The 15,629-nt window shown below is 59.0% G+C and carries 15 protein-coding genes and 2 tRNA genes; 5 read left to right on the top strand and 12 right to left on the bottom strand.

The features are described from left to right. Positions 1 to 3: 3 nt before the first annotated feature. Positions 4 to 1,536: an exopolyphosphatase gene (gene ppx / locus ASD64_RS04300; protein ID WP_056101172.1), complete on the bottom strand. Its 1,533-nt coding sequence runs from the start codon at positions 1,534 to 1,536 to the stop codon at positions 4 to 6. Next, positions 1,533 to 3,737, bottom strand: a complete 2,205-nt coding sequence (locus ASD64_RS04305; RefSeq protein WP_056101175.1) for an RNA degradosome polyphosphate kinase — start codon at positions 3,735 to 3,737, stop codon at positions 1,533 to 1,535. The genes ppx and ASD64_RS04305 overlap by 4 nt, the downstream gene beginning before the upstream one ends. Before the next feature lie 146 nt (positions 3,738 to 3,883). On the opposite strand from ASD64_RS04305, the gene ASD64_RS04310 reads away from it, so the two are divergent. Next, positions 3,884 to 4,129: a zinc-finger domain-containing protein gene (locus tag ASD64_RS04310; RefSeq protein ID WP_056101179.1), complete on the top strand. Its 246-nt coding sequence runs from the start codon at positions 3,884 to 3,886 to the stop codon at positions 4,127 to 4,129. Positions 4,130 to 4,140: 11 nt separating this feature from the next. After that, entirely contained in the window at positions 4,141 to 5,370 is a 1,230-nt protein-coding gene (locus tag ASD64_RS04315; RefSeq protein WP_056101180.1) for an FAD-dependent monooxygenase, read from the top strand. A 108-nt stretch (positions 5,371 to 5,478) separates the two neighbouring features. Here ASD64_RS04315 and ASD64_RS04320 read toward each other — a convergent pair whose 3' ends face one another. The 4 genes from ASD64_RS04320 to ASD64_RS04335 all read right to left on the bottom strand — a co-directional run bounded on the left by ASD64_RS04320 (position 5,479) and on the right by ASD64_RS04335 (position 9,775). Beyond that, on the bottom strand, positions 5,479 to 6,282 hold the full coding sequence (locus ASD64_RS04320; protein WP_056101183.1) for an amino acid ABC transporter ATP-binding protein: 804 nt from the start codon (positions 6,280 to 6,282) through the stop codon (positions 5,479 to 5,481). 17 nt (positions 6,283 to 6,299) lie between these two features. After that, positions 6,300 to 7,460 (bottom strand): amino acid ABC transporter permease, encoded by a 1,161-nt coding sequence (locus ASD64_RS04325; protein WP_056101187.1) that lies wholly within the window; start codon positions 7,458 to 7,460, stop codon positions 6,300 to 6,302. A gap of 3 nt (positions 7,461 to 7,463) precedes the next feature. After that, entirely contained in the window at positions 7,464 to 8,648 is a 1,185-nt protein-coding gene (locus ASD64_RS04330; protein ID WP_056101190.1) for an amino acid ABC transporter permease, read from the bottom strand. Between the two features lie 98 nt (positions 8,649 to 8,746). Then, the gene (locus tag ASD64_RS04335; RefSeq protein WP_056101193.1) at positions 8,747 to 9,775 is read right to left on the bottom strand and encodes an amino acid ABC transporter substrate-binding protein; all 1,029 of its coding nucleotides are present in this window, start codon (positions 9,773 to 9,775) and stop codon (positions 8,747 to 8,749) included. A gap of 447 nt (positions 9,776 to 10,222) precedes the next feature. Here ASD64_RS04335 and ASD64_RS04340 point away from each other — a divergent pair, with 447 nt between their 5' ends. Next, positions 10,223 to 11,392, top strand: coding sequence for a cystathionine beta-lyase (locus ASD64_RS04340; RefSeq protein ID WP_056101196.1), 1,170 nt, complete (start codon positions 10,223 to 10,225; stop codon positions 11,390 to 11,392). An 11-nt stretch (positions 11,393 to 11,403) separates the two neighbouring features. Here ASD64_RS04340 and ASD64_RS21345 read toward each other — a convergent pair whose 3' ends face one another. After that, positions 11,404 to 11,796, bottom strand: coding sequence for a hypothetical protein (locus tag ASD64_RS21345; protein ID WP_200957795.1), 393 nt, complete (start codon positions 11,794 to 11,796; stop codon positions 11,404 to 11,406). Between the two features lie 427 nt (positions 11,797 to 12,223). Between ASD64_RS21345 and ASD64_RS21785 the strand changes: the two genes are divergently transcribed. Then, positions 12,224 to 12,358, top strand: a complete 135-nt coding sequence (locus ASD64_RS21785) for a hypothetical protein (RefSeq protein ID WP_274533350.1) — start codon at positions 12,224 to 12,226, stop codon at positions 12,356 to 12,358. Between the two features lie 86 nt (positions 12,359 to 12,444). Here the strand turns inward: ASD64_RS21785 and ASD64_RS04350 are convergent. Together ASD64_RS04350 and ASD64_RS04355 are read right to left on the bottom strand one after the other, a co-directional pair. After that, positions 12,445 to 12,521, bottom strand: a tRNA-Arg gene (locus ASD64_RS04350). A gap of 44 nt (positions 12,522 to 12,565) precedes the next feature. Further along, positions 12,566 to 12,871, bottom strand: coding sequence for an ETC complex I subunit (locus tag ASD64_RS04355; RefSeq protein WP_056101199.1), 306 nt, complete (start codon positions 12,869 to 12,871; stop codon positions 12,566 to 12,568). Between the two features lie 132 nt (positions 12,872 to 13,003). Between ASD64_RS04355 and ASD64_RS04360 the strand changes: the two genes are divergently transcribed. Then, positions 13,004 to 13,080, top strand: a tRNA-Pro gene (locus ASD64_RS04360). Positions 13,081 to 13,174: 94 nt separating this feature from the next. On the opposite strand, the gene hdaA is transcribed toward ASD64_RS04360, so the two are convergent. From hdaA to ASD64_RS04375, 3 genes are read right to left on the bottom strand one after another with little or no spacing between them, the layout of a single operon-like run. After that, the gene (gene hdaA / locus ASD64_RS04365) at positions 13,175 to 13,864 is read right to left on the bottom strand and encodes a DnaA regulatory inactivator HdaA (protein WP_413813572.1); all 690 of its coding nucleotides are present in this window, start codon (positions 13,862 to 13,864) and stop codon (positions 13,175 to 13,177) included. A gap of 18 nt (positions 13,865 to 13,882) precedes the next feature. Further along, positions 13,883 to 15,058, bottom strand: a complete 1,176-nt coding sequence (locus tag ASD64_RS04370; protein ID WP_056101205.1) for an AI-2E family transporter — start codon at positions 15,056 to 15,058, stop codon at positions 13,883 to 13,885. After that, entirely contained in the window at positions 15,030 to 15,587 is a 558-nt protein-coding gene (locus ASD64_RS04375) for a CDP-alcohol phosphatidyltransferase family protein (RefSeq protein ID WP_056101207.1), read from the bottom strand. The genes ASD64_RS04370 and ASD64_RS04375 overlap by 29 nt, the downstream gene beginning before the upstream one ends. Positions 15,588 to 15,629 lie beyond the last annotated feature (42 nt).

Consider the following 15,629-nt stretch of genomic DNA (forward strand, 5'->3'; position numbering starts at 1 on the left):
CCGCTATTTGACGGCCGCGCTCGGACCGTCTTCAACGGCCAGGATCAGCCGGCGGCCAAGGATCTTTGCCAGTTGCGCCAATCGCCCGATGGGACGCTCCCCGTAAAGCCCTCCAAGCGAGGCAGGAATGACCAGAGCCAGGACGCCATTGCCGCGGTTTTCCCATTTCAGGCGCGGGATGGCGCCAGGCATGGCAGCAGAGAGCAAATAGACCACCCGCATCGTCGCGGCCAGGATGCGGGCCCGCTCAAGATATCGAGGCGTCGCCAGCGCGCGAAGTTCGGGCGAGGATTCCTTGAACAGCCCTTCGTGGCGAAACAGGCTGGTGAACGCCAGATAGGCTCGCCCCGGATGGTCGACGCCAATGAAGGCCGCATGCGCGATGATGTTCAGCGATTGCGCACCGCGATATTCGGGATGCGCACGCCAGCCAATATCCGCCAGCAAACACGCAGCTTGCCGATAACGCGCTTCATCTTCAGTCTCGTCGACCCCGAACGCTTCGAACGCCTTGCCCGTCCATTCGGCAAGCTCCTGGGCATGGGTGAACGAGCGAGACCGCAGCCGGGCCAATTCTTCGCAAGCCGAGAGCAGCGGATCGGCCTTCTGCTCGGCCTCTTTCAGCAGCGAAAAAAGGAACCCTTCGCGCACACCTGCCGCCGACACGACAATTTTGGCAGGCTTCATCGCCGCCAAGATTTCCTGCTGTACGATTGCGCCGTAAGGCAAGAGAGCGCGGCGGGCCTTGGAAACCCCTTCGATGCCCTTGAACTTATCGATGTCGCCCTTCACTACCTGCTTGAGAAATGCGGCGGCGCTGTCGATGCCGATCTCGTAATCATGCATGACGCCGAGCGGGTAGTTCGTCGTCTCCATATGCAGGCGGGCCAGGTTTCTCCAGGTTCCCCCAACCGCATAGAAGACCCTGCCCTGCCCGGCCTTGAGAAGTTTTGCTCGCGCCATCTCCAGCCGAGCAACCTTGGATGCCTGCGTCAGCGAATTCCTGGCCATATCCTGCAAGCGCAAACCGCCCAGCGGCAAGCTTATGTTGTCCCCCGGGGTTTTCCCGTTCACGTCGATCAATTCAAGACTGCCGCCACCAAGGTCGCCAGCGATGCCGTTGGCCGGATGAAAGCTGGAAATCACTCCCAATGCGGAATAGTAGGCTTCCTGCCTGCCGCTCAAAACCCGGATATCCGTTCCCAACACATCTTGCGCCCGGCGGATGAAATCGGGACCGTTCTCCGCTTCGCGCGCTGCGGCGGTGGCCAGAACGTGTATCCGCTCGGCGCCGGCCTGATCGGACAGGGTGCGAAAACGCCTGAACTCTTCCATCGCCCGCGTCACCGCTTCGGGGTCGAGCTTGCCGGTGGAAACGATGCCACGGCCGAGGCCCGCCAGCATCTTTTCATTGAACAGAACGGTCGGCGAACGCGCCAACCCCTCATAAACCACCAGACGAATCGAGTTCGACCCGATGTCGATGATCGAAACCGGTGTCCTGTCCTGCAACCGGCCTTGGGATGCTGAAATCATCCGCCCGTCGCTACGTCGAGTTTCTTGCGGCGCTTGAACTGCGCTATGCGCTTGGGCGCGTGCGATTTCAGTGCATCGCCGCGTCCCGAAAGGCTCGGATTGGTCATGAAGTATTCCTGCGCGTTGAACGGCTCCTCGCCTTCCTCCAGCGCCACGCGCCTGGAAGTTCCGTCTGCCAATACTTCGAAACTTTGCTGGTTGTCCACCAGGTTGCCGAGCATGATCTGGCCAAGAACCTGTTCATGCACAGTCGGGTTGGTGATTGGGACCATGCACTCGACACGCCGATCGAGATTGCGCGGCATGAGGTCGGCGGAACTGATGTAGACGATGGCTTCGTCGGATGGCAGGCCGTGACCGTTGCCGAAGCAGTAGATGCGGCTGTGTTCAAGAAAGCGCCCGACGATGGACTTGACGCGGATGTTTTCGGACAGGCCAGGCACTTGCGGCCTGAGGCAGCAAATGCCCCGCACCACGAGGTCGATTTCCACTCCTGCCCGGCTTGCCTCGTAAAGCGCATCGATGACAGTCGGGTCGACCAGCGAATTCATCTTCATCCAGATGCGGCCGGGGCGGCCGTTGCTGGCATGATCCACCTCGCCTGCGATATGGCCGAGGATGCGGCTGCGCAATGTGTAGGGCGACAGCGCAATGGTCATTTCGTCCGCCGGCTCTGCATAGCCGGTGATGAAATTAAAGATCTGCGCGACGTCACGCGCGATCTGCGGATCAGTCGTGAAGAACGACAGATCGGTATAGATGCGTGCGGTGATGGGATGATAGTTGCCCGTTCCCAGATGCACGTAGTTGCGCAATCGGCCGTCCTCGCGCCGGACTACCAGCGACATCTTGGCATGGGTTTTGAGCTCCAGGAACCCGAACACGACCTGCACGCCGGCGCGCTCCAGATCGCGCGCCCAGCGGATATTCGCCTCCTCGTCGAAGCGCGCCTTGAGTTCTACCAGTGCCGTCACCGACTTGCCGGCCTCGGCTGCGTCGATCAGCGCACGCACGATGGGGCTGTCGTTCGAGGTTCGATAAAGCGTCTGCTTGATGGCGACCACTTCAGGGTCGGCGGCTGCCTGCCGCAGGAACTGCACCACCACGTCGAAGGACTCGTAAGGGTGATGGACGACGATATCCTTTTCCCGAATGGCCGCGAAACAATCGCCGCCATGTTCGCGGATACGTTCGGGAAAGCGCGGATTGTAGGGAATGAATTTGAGGTCATCACGCGCAACCGCAACGATCTCGGCGATCTGGCTGAGCGCCAGCGGCCCATTGAGGACGCTGATGCGATTGGCTGCAACGCCCAGTTCGCCGGCTACGAACTCACGCAACTCTTCCGGCATCTTCCTGTCGAACTCGATGCGAATCACCGAACCGCGTCGCCGGCGCTTGAGCGCGGTCTCAAAGAGGCGGACCAGATCCTCCGATTCTTCCTCGACCTCGATATCGCTGTCACGAATGATCTGGAACGTGCCCGAACCCTTCACCTCGTAGCCTGGGAACAGCTTGCCGATAAAGATCGCAACCACCTCTTCCAGAGGAATGAAGCGAACGTGCGCCTTGCGATCAGGCAAGCGAACGTAGCGTTTCAGCGCGGGCGGCAACCTCAAAAGTGCGCTCATCTCTTCGCCATCCCTACGGTGGCGCAGTTGCAAAGCCATCGAGAAGCCGAGATTGGGAATGAATGGAAACGGATGAGCCGGGTCGATCGACAACGGCGTCAGGACCGGAAACACCTGCTCGCGGAAATGGTCCTCCAGCCAGATGCGCTCATCCTTGGTGAGGGCATCGCTGGTGACGGTCTCGATCCCTTCCCGGTTGAGGAGTTCCATCAGTGCCGAAAGGCTTTTCTGCTGGTCTTCCTGCAGACGCTCGACCTCACGCAGGATCTGCTCGAGCTGCTGTTCGGGTGTGCGGCCGTCCGGACTCTTCAGCACGATCTTCTCGCGCACCTGGCCGGCCAGGCCGGCTACGCGCACCATGAAAAATTCGTCCAGATTTGCCGCCGAAATCGACAGGAAGCGAATTCGTTCCAGCAAAGGGTGGCTTGGGTTCTGCGATTCCTCCAGCACACGCCGGTTGAACTGCAGCCACGAAAACTCCCGGTTGACGAAACGATCCGGGTTCCCGCCCTGAACCGGGGGGGCTTCCATCGTCACGAACTCCGCCTGAACCGGCTTCAACTCACTCATTTCCCTGGTTTCTCCAGCCCCACACTGCCGGTTATCCGGCTCAATTTATCCTGTGACAGGGTTTTACGACAGTTTCATTTCATCGATCTTGCAAAGAGCGGGGTTATGCTCCAAACGCAAGAGGCACGAGCCCGAAGGAGACGATCATGGCCGGCGGTTCCATACCCCATTTCCAAAACGATCAAGGTCATGCGGCAATCGAGATCGGCGTGAAGGAGTTCATGTGCGTAGGTGCCAACCCGCCTTTTGACCATCCGCATGTGTTCCTCGACCTGGGTGCGGACAATGAAAAGGTATGCCCCTACTGCTCGACGCTGTATCGCTACAACGCCCATCTCGGGCCAACCGAAACACTGCCGCCAAATTGCGTCTACACTGATCGCGCTGCCTGATTGCCACTCTCATGGACGACGTACGGTCTCGACCGATCGTCATAGCAGGAGCCGGCATCGCGGGACTGACCGCGGCAATCGCCTTCGCCGAACGCGGCTTTGCAGTTCAGGTCTACGAACAGGCGCCACAGATCGAAGCATTCGGAGCTGGACTCCAGCTCTCTCCCAACGCGACGCACATCCTGCGCCAGTTCGACGTCCTCCCCGGCTTGCTGGCGACCGCGGTTCAGCCCCGCGCAGTCGAGTTGAAGGACGCGGCCACGCTTCGAAAACTCGCCACTGTCCCGCTGGGCGAAACAGCTGAACGGCGCTGGAATGCGCCCTATCTCGTCGTACATCGCGCCGACTTGCAGAGCGCCCTACTGGCTACAACATCCCGAAACGACCGTATCCAACTCAACACGGGAGCGCGCATTACTGGTGTGAAGCGGCGGACAGACGGGATCGTCGCTTCGGTCGATATGAACGGGCAAAACTTGAGTGTCGGTACAGCGATGTTAATCGGGGCCGATGGTGTCTGGTCGGTGGTCCGAAAGTCGGTGCGAACAACGGATGGAAGCCGGTTTACCGGCGAATTGGCTTGGCGAACGACGATTGCGCTGGAAGATCATGCCGGCAAGCTTTTCTCTGCCGTTGGCAGGTCCGATTGCGTCACTACGTTCCTGCACGACCGCTTTCACTTGGTAGCATATCCGGTCAGCAAGGGAGCGCGGATCAACCTCGTCGCCTTCACCAAGGGCGAACAGATAGCAGAGAGCTGGTCGGGAAATGCCGATCTTGCCACTCTCAAACGAGCCATGCGCAGCACCTCACGTGGTCTCGTCGACCTAGTGGATGCATCCGGCCCGTGGACCGCATGGCCACTCCATAGCGTCGATCCACACGGAGCATGGACGGCACCGAATATCGCCCTCATTGGCGATGCCGCGCATGCAATGACGCCATTTGCGGCTCAGGGTGCCGCCATGGCAATCGAGGACGCAGCCTTGTTGGTCGAATTTGTTGCCGCTGGCGACAACCCGACGGCGTCGCTTGCCCAGTGGGAGCAGCAGCGCAAGGTGCGCGTCAGCAAGGTCGTTCGACGCGGCGCGCTCAACCACTTGGCATGGCATGCAGCCGGACCTGTTGCGCTGGCCCGCAACCTGTTCCTGAAACTGCGTTCGCCAGAAAGTCTCGCAACCGACCTGGACTGGCTCTATGGTTGGAAATTGCCGAGCACGAAGTCTACCCGCTTGGGCTGATGTCCCACTTGACCATCCGAAAGTACTCTTTCGATCCGGCGCTCTCATTCACAAACAACAAAAAGCCCGGCCGCAGCGCGACCGGGTCATCTTGTCGGTATCGATCCGTCAGTGAAGGATCTGCGACAGGAACAGCTTCGTCCGCTCATGCCGCGGATGATCGAAGAATTCAGCCGGCGTGTTCTGCTCAACGATTTGGCCGGCGTCCATGAAAATCACCCGGTTGGCGACCTTGCGCGCGAAGCCCATCTCATGCGTCACGCACAGCATAGTCATGCCCTCTTCCGCGAGACCGACCATGGTTTCCAGAACCTCCTTGATCATCTCCGGGTCGAGCGCCGAGGTCGGCTCGTCGAACAGCATGATGCGCGGGTTCATGCACAGCGAGCGGGCGATCGCCACGCGCTGTTGCTGGCCGCCCGATAGCTGACCAGGATATTTGTGCGCCTGTTCTGGAATCTTGACGCGCTCGAGGAAGTGCATGGCGGCTTCCTCGGCCTGCTTCTTCGGAATTTTGCGCACCCAGATCGGCGCCAGCGTGCAATTTTCCAAAATGGTCAGATGCGGAAACAGGTTGAAGTGCTGGAACACCATGCCGACCTCGCGGCGCACCTCATCGATCTTTTTAAGATCGTTGGTCAGTTCCTTGCCATCAACGATGATCTTGCCCTTCTGGTGCTCCTCCAGTCGGTTGATGCAGCGGATCATGGTCGACTTGCCGGAGCCCGAAGGCCCGCAGATAACGATCCGTTCGCCGCGCATGACCTTCAGGTTGATGTCCTTCAGCACATGGAATTCGCCGTACCATTTGTGCATGCCGATGATCTCGATGGCCACATCGGTCGTGGACACCTGCATCTTGTTGGTGTTGACTTTGATTTCTTCCGCGCTGACCGCATTGTCGGTGGCCATAAGCCAATCCCCTTTGTCTAGCGTTTATGGCCGGTATCGAGCCGGCGTTCCATGTATTGGGAGTAACGCGACATTCCAAAACAAAACACCCAGAAGATCGCCGCGGCAAAGATATAGCCCGTCTTGGCGGTCTGCGGCGTTGCCCAGGTCGGGTCGCCCGAGATGTTCTGCTTGACCACTCCCAGCAAGTCGAACATCGAGATGATGAGGACGAGAGTGGTGTCCTTGAACATGCCGATGAAGGTGTTGACGATACCCGGGATCACGAGCCGCAGAGCCTGCGGCATGATAATGAACCCCATCTTCTGCCAATAGCCCAGCCCGAGCGAATCCGCTCCCTCATACTGCCCCTTGGGAATGGCTTGCAACCCGCCTCGGACAACCTCGGCCATATAGGCGGAAGCAAACAGCGCCACACCGATGAGCGCTCGCAGCAGCTTATCGAAACTCATGCCTGGCGGCACGAACAGCGGCAGCATAAAACTGGCCATGAACAGCACCGTAACCAGCGGCACTCCGCGCACCGCTTCGATGAAAATCACCGAAAGCAGTTTGACGATCGGCATTTTTGAACGTCGTCCAAGCGCCAGCAATATGCCAAGGGGCAAAGACACGATGATGCCGACGTAAGAGATGACCAACGTGACCATGAGGCCGCCCCACAGCGGGGTTTCGACATAGCGTAGCCCGAACCCTCCACCCACCAGCAGGAAGAAGGCCACGAACGGAAACACGCCGAAGAACAGGATGGCGTTGAGGCCCTTGTAAGGAGCACGAGGAATAAGAAGAGGCGCCAACAGGGCGATGAAGAGGATGCCAGTCAGGATAACCCGCCAGCGTTCATCAAGCGGGTAGCGGCCAAACATGAACTGGCCAAACCGTCCGCTCACGAAAGGCCAGCAGGCGCCAGACCAGCCTGCAGGAAGTTGGCCGCCCTGCTCCGTAGTCAGACATGCGGTCCGATCTGCACCTGTCCATATCGCATCGAAAAAAAGCCAGTTCAGTATTTGAGGCACTGCCCAGGCAAGCGCGAGCAGAGCCAACAGAGAAAATGCAGCGTCGACGGGCGTGGCGAACAAATTCTTGCGAAGCCACGCGCCTGCGCCGACTTGAGAGCGCGGCGCCGTCTCAGCCAAGGCCATTTCGGTGCGCACCCAGGACATATCATGCTCGTCCATGGATCACCTCTCCTTCAAGGCCATCTTGGTGTTGAACCAATTCATGAAGAGCGAAGTGACGATGCTGATACCAAGATACACCACCATGAAGATGACGACCACTTCGATCGCCTGTCCGGTCTGGTTCAAGACAGTTCCCCCGATTGCATACAGGTCGGGGTAGCCGATAGCGACAGCGAGTGAGGAGTTCTTGGTCAGGTTGAGATACTGACTGGTCAGCGGCGGGATAATGATGCGCATGGCCTGCGGAATGACGACCAGGCGTAAACCCAAATTCGAGCGCAAGCCAAGGGCGGAATAGGCTTCGGTCTGCCCCTTCGGTACGCCCATGATGCCGGCCCGCACGATCTCGGCGATGAAGGCAGCCGTGTAGAACGACAGCGCCAGATAGAGCGACAGAAACTCGGGTTTGACGTTCGTCCCGCCCGTCAGGTTGAAGGTGCCCTTCTGCGGATAGTCGATCGAAACCGGGAGACCTGCCAGCAGGAATGCCAGCAGCGGGAGTCCGATGATCAGCAGAAGGCTTGTCAACAAGACCGGAAACTGTTGGCCGGTTGCCATCTGCCGAGCCTTGGCGCGGCGGGCCACATACCAACTCAGCACAATCCCCGCGATGAAGCCGGCAAGCACCAGCCCGGCTCCCGGCTCCCAAACAAAGCGCGGGAAATAAAAGCCGCGGTTGTTCAGATATGACCCCAATGGCAGCGAGAGGCTGTCGCGAACGTTGGGCAAAAGCGCCAGCACGCCTTGGTACCAGAACAGGATGACGAGCAGCGGCGGAATGTTGCGGAACAATTCCACATAAAAGGTTGCCAGCTTGCGTATCAGCCAGTTGTTCGACAAGCGCCCGACACCCACGAGGAACCCGAGAATCGTAGCCGTTACGATACCGGCTGCGGCGACCGCAGCCGTATTCAGCACGCCGACCAAGAGCGCCCTACCGTAGGACGAATCTGAACTGTACTCGATCAGGCGATCGGAAATATCGAACCCAGCCCGTCCTCTCAGGAACGCAAAGCCCGTCGAAATGTTGGAGCGGCGCAGGTTCTCGATCGTATTGTCTACGATCCACCACACTCCCATAACCAGCAACGCGACCAGAACCACCTGGAAGACGATGCCGCGGACCTTGGGGTCGTAGATCAGAGATGCCCTGGCAGGCGCATCATGGATAGCCTCTTGTGCCACATAGCTCCCCTTACCGTCATTTCAGCCCGTGGCCGGTTTTTATTATGGCCCGACAGGCAAGAAAGGCCGGAGAGCGAACTCTCCGGCCCAGCTTGGGATCAACGAATTGGCATTCCGTATTGCAGGCCGCCCTTGGTCCACAAGGCATTGATACCGCGGGCAATCTTGAGCGGGCTTCCCGCGCCGACATTGCGCTCGAAGATTTCACCGTAGTTGCCCGTCGCCTTGACGATATTGACAACCCAGTCATTGCTCAGACCAAGGTCGGTACCAATCTTGGTTTCAGCCTCGGTACCCAGAAGGCGCTTGGTGTCGGGATTGTCGCTGCCCTTCATCTCCTCGACATTGGCCTGCGTTACGCCTGCCTCTTCGGTGTTCAGAAGCGCGTAGTAGGTCCACTTGACGATGTCGAACCACTTGTCATCGCCTTGGCGCACAGAAGGCCCAAGCGGCTCTTTGGAGATGATCTCCGGCAGAACCACGTGATCGTCGGGGGCCGACATTTGCAGACGCACGGCATAAAGGCCGGACTGGTCGGTGGTGTAGGCGTCGCAACGGCCTGCGTCATAAGCGGCGTTGGCTTCCTCGAACTTTTCGAACACGACCGGGTTGTACTCCATCTTGTTCGCCTTGAAGTAGTCGGCGAGATTGAGTTCGGTCGTCGTGCCGGCCTGCACGCAGATCGCGGCGCCCGAGAGCTGGAGGGCGGAATTCACGCCGGGCAGCTTCTTCGCGTTGATCATGAAGCCCTGACCGTCATAGTAGGTCACGCCGGCAAAATTCAGACCGAGCGCCGTATCGCGATTGATGGTCCAGGTCGTGTTGCGGGACAGAATGTCGATTTCACCCGACTGAAGCGCGGTGAAGCGATCCTTCGCGCTCAGGCCGGTGAACTTGACCTTGGTGCCATCGCCAAAAACAGCCGCTGCGACCGCGCGACAGAAATCGACGTCGAGACCCGTCCATTCGCCTTTGTCGTTGGGCGCGGAGAATCCGGCAAGACCCGAGTTGACACCGCACTGAACGAAACCCTTCGCCTTGACATCGTCGAGTGTATCAGCGGACGCCGCAGTGGCGACAAAGCCGAAGGCGGCCGCGCTCAAGATACCCATTGCCAGTTGTTTCATAACCCACAAACCCTTTTCTGTTATTCGGGACACTGCCCTATTTTTCGTGCGAACGAGGCTCCCTGTCCCGGCCCACTTCCGGTACATGGCATCAAGCAAGATTGACGCGTAGCCTTTCTCCCATTCACAAACTGCATCGAAGGCGATTATTTCTGTGAGGTCAAGAAAAATGACGGAAAGCCGACGGGTTTCGACCTCTAATATGACAAGTCATTGAAATACCGGGACATCCGACTGACGAATATAGTTTTGCTCGACCGTATCTCTACCCACCACGGGTTGATCGGACCGGCCTCAAGCAACCTTCCCATACGGAATACAATTCGGGCCAAAGGCCGCGCCGACCAGATTTGGCCCATCAAATCCGACGCCCTGTCAGCCCGGTGTCGGTTGCACCCTTGGCGCCCGCACTCTATGCGTTGAGCTTTCCCTCAGGTGGTTGAGACAATGGCAAAAAACGACAAGACGTTGGGTATCAACACGCGGCTTGCCCATTGCGGCACTGACCCGCGCGACTATCATGGTTTTGTCAACCCGCCCGTTGTCCACGCCTCGACGGTGCTCTTCCCCGACGCCGCGACGCTGGCAGGCCGGGCGCAAAAATACACCTATGGCACCCGCGGCACACCAACAACGGACGCGCTCGCCCTGGCCATCGACGATCTCGAAGGTTCGGCAGGCACCGTTCTGGTGCCATCCGGCCTCGCAGCCGTGACTGTCCCGCTGCTGGCCTTTGCCGAAGCGGGCCGGCACATCTTGATCGTCGATTCGGTCTATCATCCGACGCGCCACTTTGCCGACACCATGCTCAAACGACTCGGCATGGAAGTCGACTACTATAATCCCCACATCGGCGCCGGAATTGCCGCATTGATCAAGCCGAACACCAGCATCGTGTTCACCGAATCACCTGCTTCCAACACATTCGAGGTGCAGGACATTCCCGCGATCGCTAAGGCAGCGCACGCTGCCGGCGCGATCGTCATGATGGACAACACCTGGGCGACACCGCTCTATTTCAAGCCGTTGGACTACGGCGTCGACATCTCCATCCACGCGGCAACGAAATATCCGGGAGGTCATTCCGACGTCCTGCTCGGAACCGTTTCGGCAAACGAGGCCTGCTGGCCTCGGCTTCACGACGCTTTCATCACGCTCGGCTGTTGCGCCGGGCCCGACGACGTTTACCAGGTGCTGCGCGGCTTGCGCACAATGGGCGTACGGCTGGACCATCATCAGCGAAGCGCGTTGGCCATAGCGCAGTGGCTTGAAGAGCAGAGCGGCGTATCTCGCGTTCTGCATCCGGCGCTGGCAAGCCATCCGGACCACAACTTGTGGAAACGCGATTTCTGCGGCTCGAGCGGCATCTTTTCCGTTGTGCTTGCCAATGGCGGCCAACGCCAATCGCACGCTTTCCTCGACTCCTTGCAGATTTTCGGCCTCGGCTATTCCTGGGGCGGTTATGAAAGCCTTGCCGTACCGGTCTTCCTTGGTGACCGGGTCGTCGCCAAAGGCCCTTATGAAGGGCCTGTAATCCGCCTGCAGATCGGTCTTGAGGACATCGAAGACCTGAAGACAGACATCCTTCGTGGCCTCAAGGCAGCAGCCGCGGCCTGACATTGGTCTCCTCACGGGTGACCACTGCCCATTTGTTTGCGCCAACGCAAAGAACAGTCCTCCGCCGGCGGTATCAGGAAGGAGCGATACCGATTCCGGGCGTCGAAGGACAGGAACATGGCCGATCGTAAGGCAAAGACACCGTCAGTGATCACCACAGCCGAAGCCGCCAGCGGCGCCGAATCTGGGAACACGCTTCTGCCAATGCTGATCAGTGGCCTTATCCTGATCGTTATCGGTGCCATCGTGCTGATGGCCTTCGTCTGAGCCACAAGACGGGCGACAAAAGCCAGGCAGACGCACAGGCCGGACAGACCGGCGAAGATCATCGGGGGAACGGGCAGGATGCCGTCGAGAAGCGGCAACGCCACTTCAAGCCCGGACAGGATGCCGGCAAGGATCATTAGGCGGATGCACCACATATAGCGGAGCACCCGGCACCAGTCAGGTATCAGTTTCATGGGTTTCCTCGTGCAAAGCCGTCATGAGCGGCAGGGTGCAGCCCAACTTTGGAATAGATTGTCCGGGTCTATCGGCAGGTCTACGCTTTTTGGGCGGTCAGACAGGGGCCGTGCAGGGCGCGACGTTACTAGCCCCCCATGTGCGCCGAATCCTGTCTCAGATGCGATTGCCTATCGAAGGCTCGACGTGCTATCGGCGCGGCTCGTGAAGAAGCACGTCAATCCGTCCTTTGTTTGAGAGTGCTGTAGCGCGCAAATCGTCGCCAGAGACGATCCAGTGCCAGTCGTAAGGGCGCGCCCGGTTGCATATCGAGGGCGTCACGTTCCACGACTTGCGAGGGACCTTCATCACCGAGCGAGCGCGGGAAGATTGAGCGTAGAGAATATCGCGAAGATATCCGGCCACTCGATTTCCGAGATCAAATCAATTCTGGAAAAACACTACCTGGCTGACGATCAGGGCGCCAGCGATGCGGTCATTATCCGCATGGAAAAGAATTCATGAGGAACAAAAAATGTAAACCACACTGTAAACGGCCGAAAATGATGGCTTTTCGCCGTCGGATATGATAGCTAAGCTATTGAAAGATTTGGCGATCCCGGCAGGATTCGAACCTGCGACCATCGGCTTAGAAGGCCGGTGCTCTATCCAACTGAGCTACGGGACCGCTAGCCACTGCCGTAACGGCAAGCGGCGATTCTCAGTTTCCCCTCAATGGGTCCAAGGTGTGTGGCGGTCATAGCGGAAATTGTCGGAATAGGAAATCTGCCGACGTTTCGGTTCCTTCGGCTCTTCAACCCGATAGGACAGTCCCTGTCCTTCCGCATAGGCAACTGCCTCTTCCCGCGTTTCGAATGAAAGCCTGATCTGGCTTTTCATGTCGCCGGACGTCGTATAGCCCATCAAGGGATCAATTTTGCGCGGCTGCTCCGGATCGAATTCCAACACCCAGTAACCGGTTTTGCTTTTCCCGGACTGCATGGCGGTCTTTGCGGGGCTGAAAATGCGCGCGGACATGAAAACCCTCGTTGCTGCTTCGGCGCTTGCCGTTCTTGCGATTTGCTTACTGTGCAATACGCATCACGGCAAGGGGATCTGCTTTTTTGCACTTGCCATGCCACGCCTAAATCAATAGGCAACACACGGCCTCGGAGTGTAGCGCAGCCTGGTAGCGCACCTGATTTGGGATCAGGGGGTCGCAGGTTCGAGTCCTGCCACTCCGACCAAGACTTCTCGAAAGTCGCATGTGCCGTTTGCCGATTTTCTATCGAGAGACAGCATCGAAATCCAAATCTTACAGCGCTTGTCGTCCAACCGATCCTAGAGATCGAATTCACCCTGCCCTTCGTCCATTGCGCTGACCGCTTCGGCAGCCAAGACACGTGTGATGCGGCTTTGCTGTTGCAGCGCCACCCGATCAAGCCGGTCCACGACACGCATGGCAGTCGCCAGCGAGCGCTCTATGCGGCGGACCAGATATTGCACGACATGCGGCTCAACCTCGACCTGGCGGTCGGCGAAGAGCTTCGTGATGACACCTGCCAGCAACGGATCATCCGGTTCGTGAATCTCGACCGTTGCTGCTGCTCTCAGCCGCGATGCCAAGTCAGGCAAGGTGACGTTCCAGGCGGAGGGAAATCGGCGTGCGGTCAACAAGAGATGCGAGCCCGCGCCCCGCACTGCATTGATGAGATGGAAGAGCCCCTGCTGGTCGATGGAAGCAGCATCGGCATTGTCGATCACGGCCGGCCGGCTGCCAAGGTCTGCGATCGCTTCGCTGATGCGTGCGGGCTCAACGGCCAGGGCGTTGGCCGAATTGCGCCAGATCTCGGCTAGATGCGTCTTGCCCGATCCTGCCGGCCCGGCGAGCACGACGACGGGGGATGACCAGTCGGGCCAGCAATCGACCAAGGCAACCGCCTGCGCATTTGATGGCGATACGACGAGATCGTCGCGTGAATAAGCCGTCCCATGGCTGAGATCGAGCGGCAGTTGACGAGGCTTCTCCATGGACGGAGCCATAGGGCTTCAGTGGCTCGCGCCGGGAGTACGGCGTCGGCGGGTCGAAATAGGCGCAACGGGATCAGCCCTGTGCCCGTTGTAGAGCGGTGATTCGAGGTAGCGGGCGATCACGAAACGCACGAGCACGGCGATGGCAGCCGAGGCCGGCACAGCAATCAGCAAGCCGACGAAGCCGAACAGGGCGCCGAACGCAAACAAGGAAAACATCAGCCAGACCGGGTGCAGGCCGACGCTTTTGCCGACCAGCTTCGGCTGCAGGATGTTGCCTTCGATGAACTGACCTACGAAGAAGACAGCCGCAACGGCGACGACCATCAGCCAGTCCGGCCAGAACTGTACGAAAGCCACGCCGACGGCGAGCACCAGCCCGGTCAGCGATCCGACATAGGGAATGAAGCTGATCAACCCGGCGAAAAGGCCGATAAGGATGCCGAAATTCAGACCGGTAATGGTCAGGCCGACGGCATAGATCGCACCAAGCACCAGGCACAATGTGCCCTGACCGCGCACGAAGCCGGCAGTGGCCGTGTTGATATCGGCGGAGATGGCGCGAACAGTTTCGACATGGTCGCGCGGCACCCAACTATCCACCGTCGCGACCATTCGATCCCAGTCGAGCAACATGTAAAACGCGACCACCGGGGTAACGACGAACAGGCTGATCACTGACACCAGCGCGATACCGGAACTCCAGATCGACTGGAATACGGTCGTCAGCAAGCCGAAACCGGAAGTCAGCAGCGAATTCAGGCCTTCCTTAAGACCGGCTGCATCAACCCCGAACCGCCGCTCAAGCCACTGCGGGTCGAAACTGGTGACCAGCGATTGCAGGCGCGTCATGTAGTCGGGCAACTTGCCGGCGAAATCCGCCATCTGCGAAGCCAGGATGGGGATAAGCAGGACCAGCGCAAGAACCAGAACGACGAGGAAGGCAAACAGGATGACGACAGTTGCCATTACACGCGAAAGGCCGAGCCGCTGAAGTCGGTCGGCTACCGGATCGAGGAAATAAGCGAGCACCAGGCCCGCTACGAACGGCAACAGGATGCTACTGAAAAGATAGAGAAAAATGGCGAGCCCGATGGCTGCCACCAACCAGAATCGGAGCTGCCGCCGGAACGCCGCAGACGCTGCAGCTTCGGCAGCGTCGTCGTCAGTTGTCTGATGTACTGCCTTTGCCATAGCCGTTCATGTGCCTCAGCCAAGCCACGAGATAGGCCGCGGCTGAAGCCACGGTCAAGAGGCCGGACAGGAATATCAGGGACGTGCGAAGCGGTCCGAAAATGGTCGAAAACGTCAATTCCGCCAGAACGACAGCTGCCAGAACGATCTGGATTGCAGTGTTGGCCTTTGAAACCATCAACGGCTTCATTTCAACGGGATTGCCGATCACGGTGGACATAATCACCGCGCAAATGATCAAGCCATCGCGCGTCACCGCCGCAATGACCAGCCACAGCGGCAGTTCGCCGATGAAGCCAAGCACGACGAAGACGCTTACCAGCAGGATCTTGTCGGCCATCGGATCCAGATAGGCGCCAAGTTCCGATCGCTGATTGAACTGCCGTGCAATGAAGCCGTCGACGCCATCAGAGACACCGGCGATAACGAAGCCGGCAAAGGCCCAGTCCCAGCGCGACTGCAGCATTGCCCACACCACGGCCGGCACGAGCAGGAAGCGTAGAATCGTGATCTGGTTGGGAATGGTCACGTTGTTCTCATCGGTTCACCACGACGATAAATGGTCGAGACG

It is taken from the genome of Mesorhizobium sp. Root157 (assembly GCF_001427385.1).
GTDB lineage: Bacteria > Pseudomonadota > Alphaproteobacteria > Rhizobiales > Rhizobiaceae > Mesorhizobium.

Bases quoted from the DNA above. Each gene is read 5' to 3' on its own strand.
- ppx (WP_056101172.1), bottom strand. From the start codon at position 1,536: ATGATTTCAGCATCCCAAGGCCGGTTGCAGGACAGGACACCGGTTTCG.
- ASD64_RS04305 (WP_056101175.1), bottom strand. From the start codon at position 3,737: ATGAGTGAGTTGAAGCCGGTTCAGGCGGAGTTCGTGACGATGGAAGCC.
- ASD64_RS04310 (WP_056101179.1), top strand. From the start codon at position 3,884: ATGGCCGGCGGTTCCATACCCCATTTCCAAAACGATCAAGGTCATGCG.
- ASD64_RS04315 (WP_056101180.1), top strand. From the start codon at position 4,141: ATGGACGACGTACGGTCTCGACCGATCGTCATAGCAGGAGCCGGCATC.
- ASD64_RS04320 (WP_056101183.1), bottom strand. From the start codon at position 6,282: ATGGCCACCGACAATGCGGTCAGCGCGGAAGAAATCAAAGTCAACACC.
- ASD64_RS04325 (WP_056101187.1), bottom strand. From the start codon at position 7,460: ATGGACGAGCATGATATGTCCTGGGTGCGCACCGAAATGGCCTTGGCT.
- ASD64_RS04335 (WP_056101193.1), bottom strand. From the start codon at position 9,775: ATGAAACAACTGGCAATGGGTATCTTGAGCGCGGCCGCCTTCGGCTTT.
- ASD64_RS04340 (WP_056101196.1), top strand. From the start codon at position 10,223: ATGGCAAAAAACGACAAGACGTTGGGTATCAACACGCGGCTTGCCCAT.
- ASD64_RS21345 (WP_200957795.1), bottom strand. From the start codon at position 11,796: ATGATCCTTGCCGGCATCCTGTCCGGGCTTGAAGTGGCGTTGCCGCTT.
- ASD64_RS04355 (WP_056101199.1), bottom strand. From the start codon at position 12,871: ATGTCCGCGCGCATTTTCAGCCCCGCAAAGACCGCCATGCAGTCCGGG.
- hdaA (WP_413813572.1), bottom strand. From the start codon at position 13,864: ATGGAGAAGCCTCGTCAACTGCCGCTCGATCTCAGCCATGGGACGGCT.
- ASD64_RS04370 (WP_056101205.1), bottom strand. From the start codon at position 15,058: ATGGCAAAGGCAGTACATCAGACAACTGACGACGACGCTGCCGAAGCT.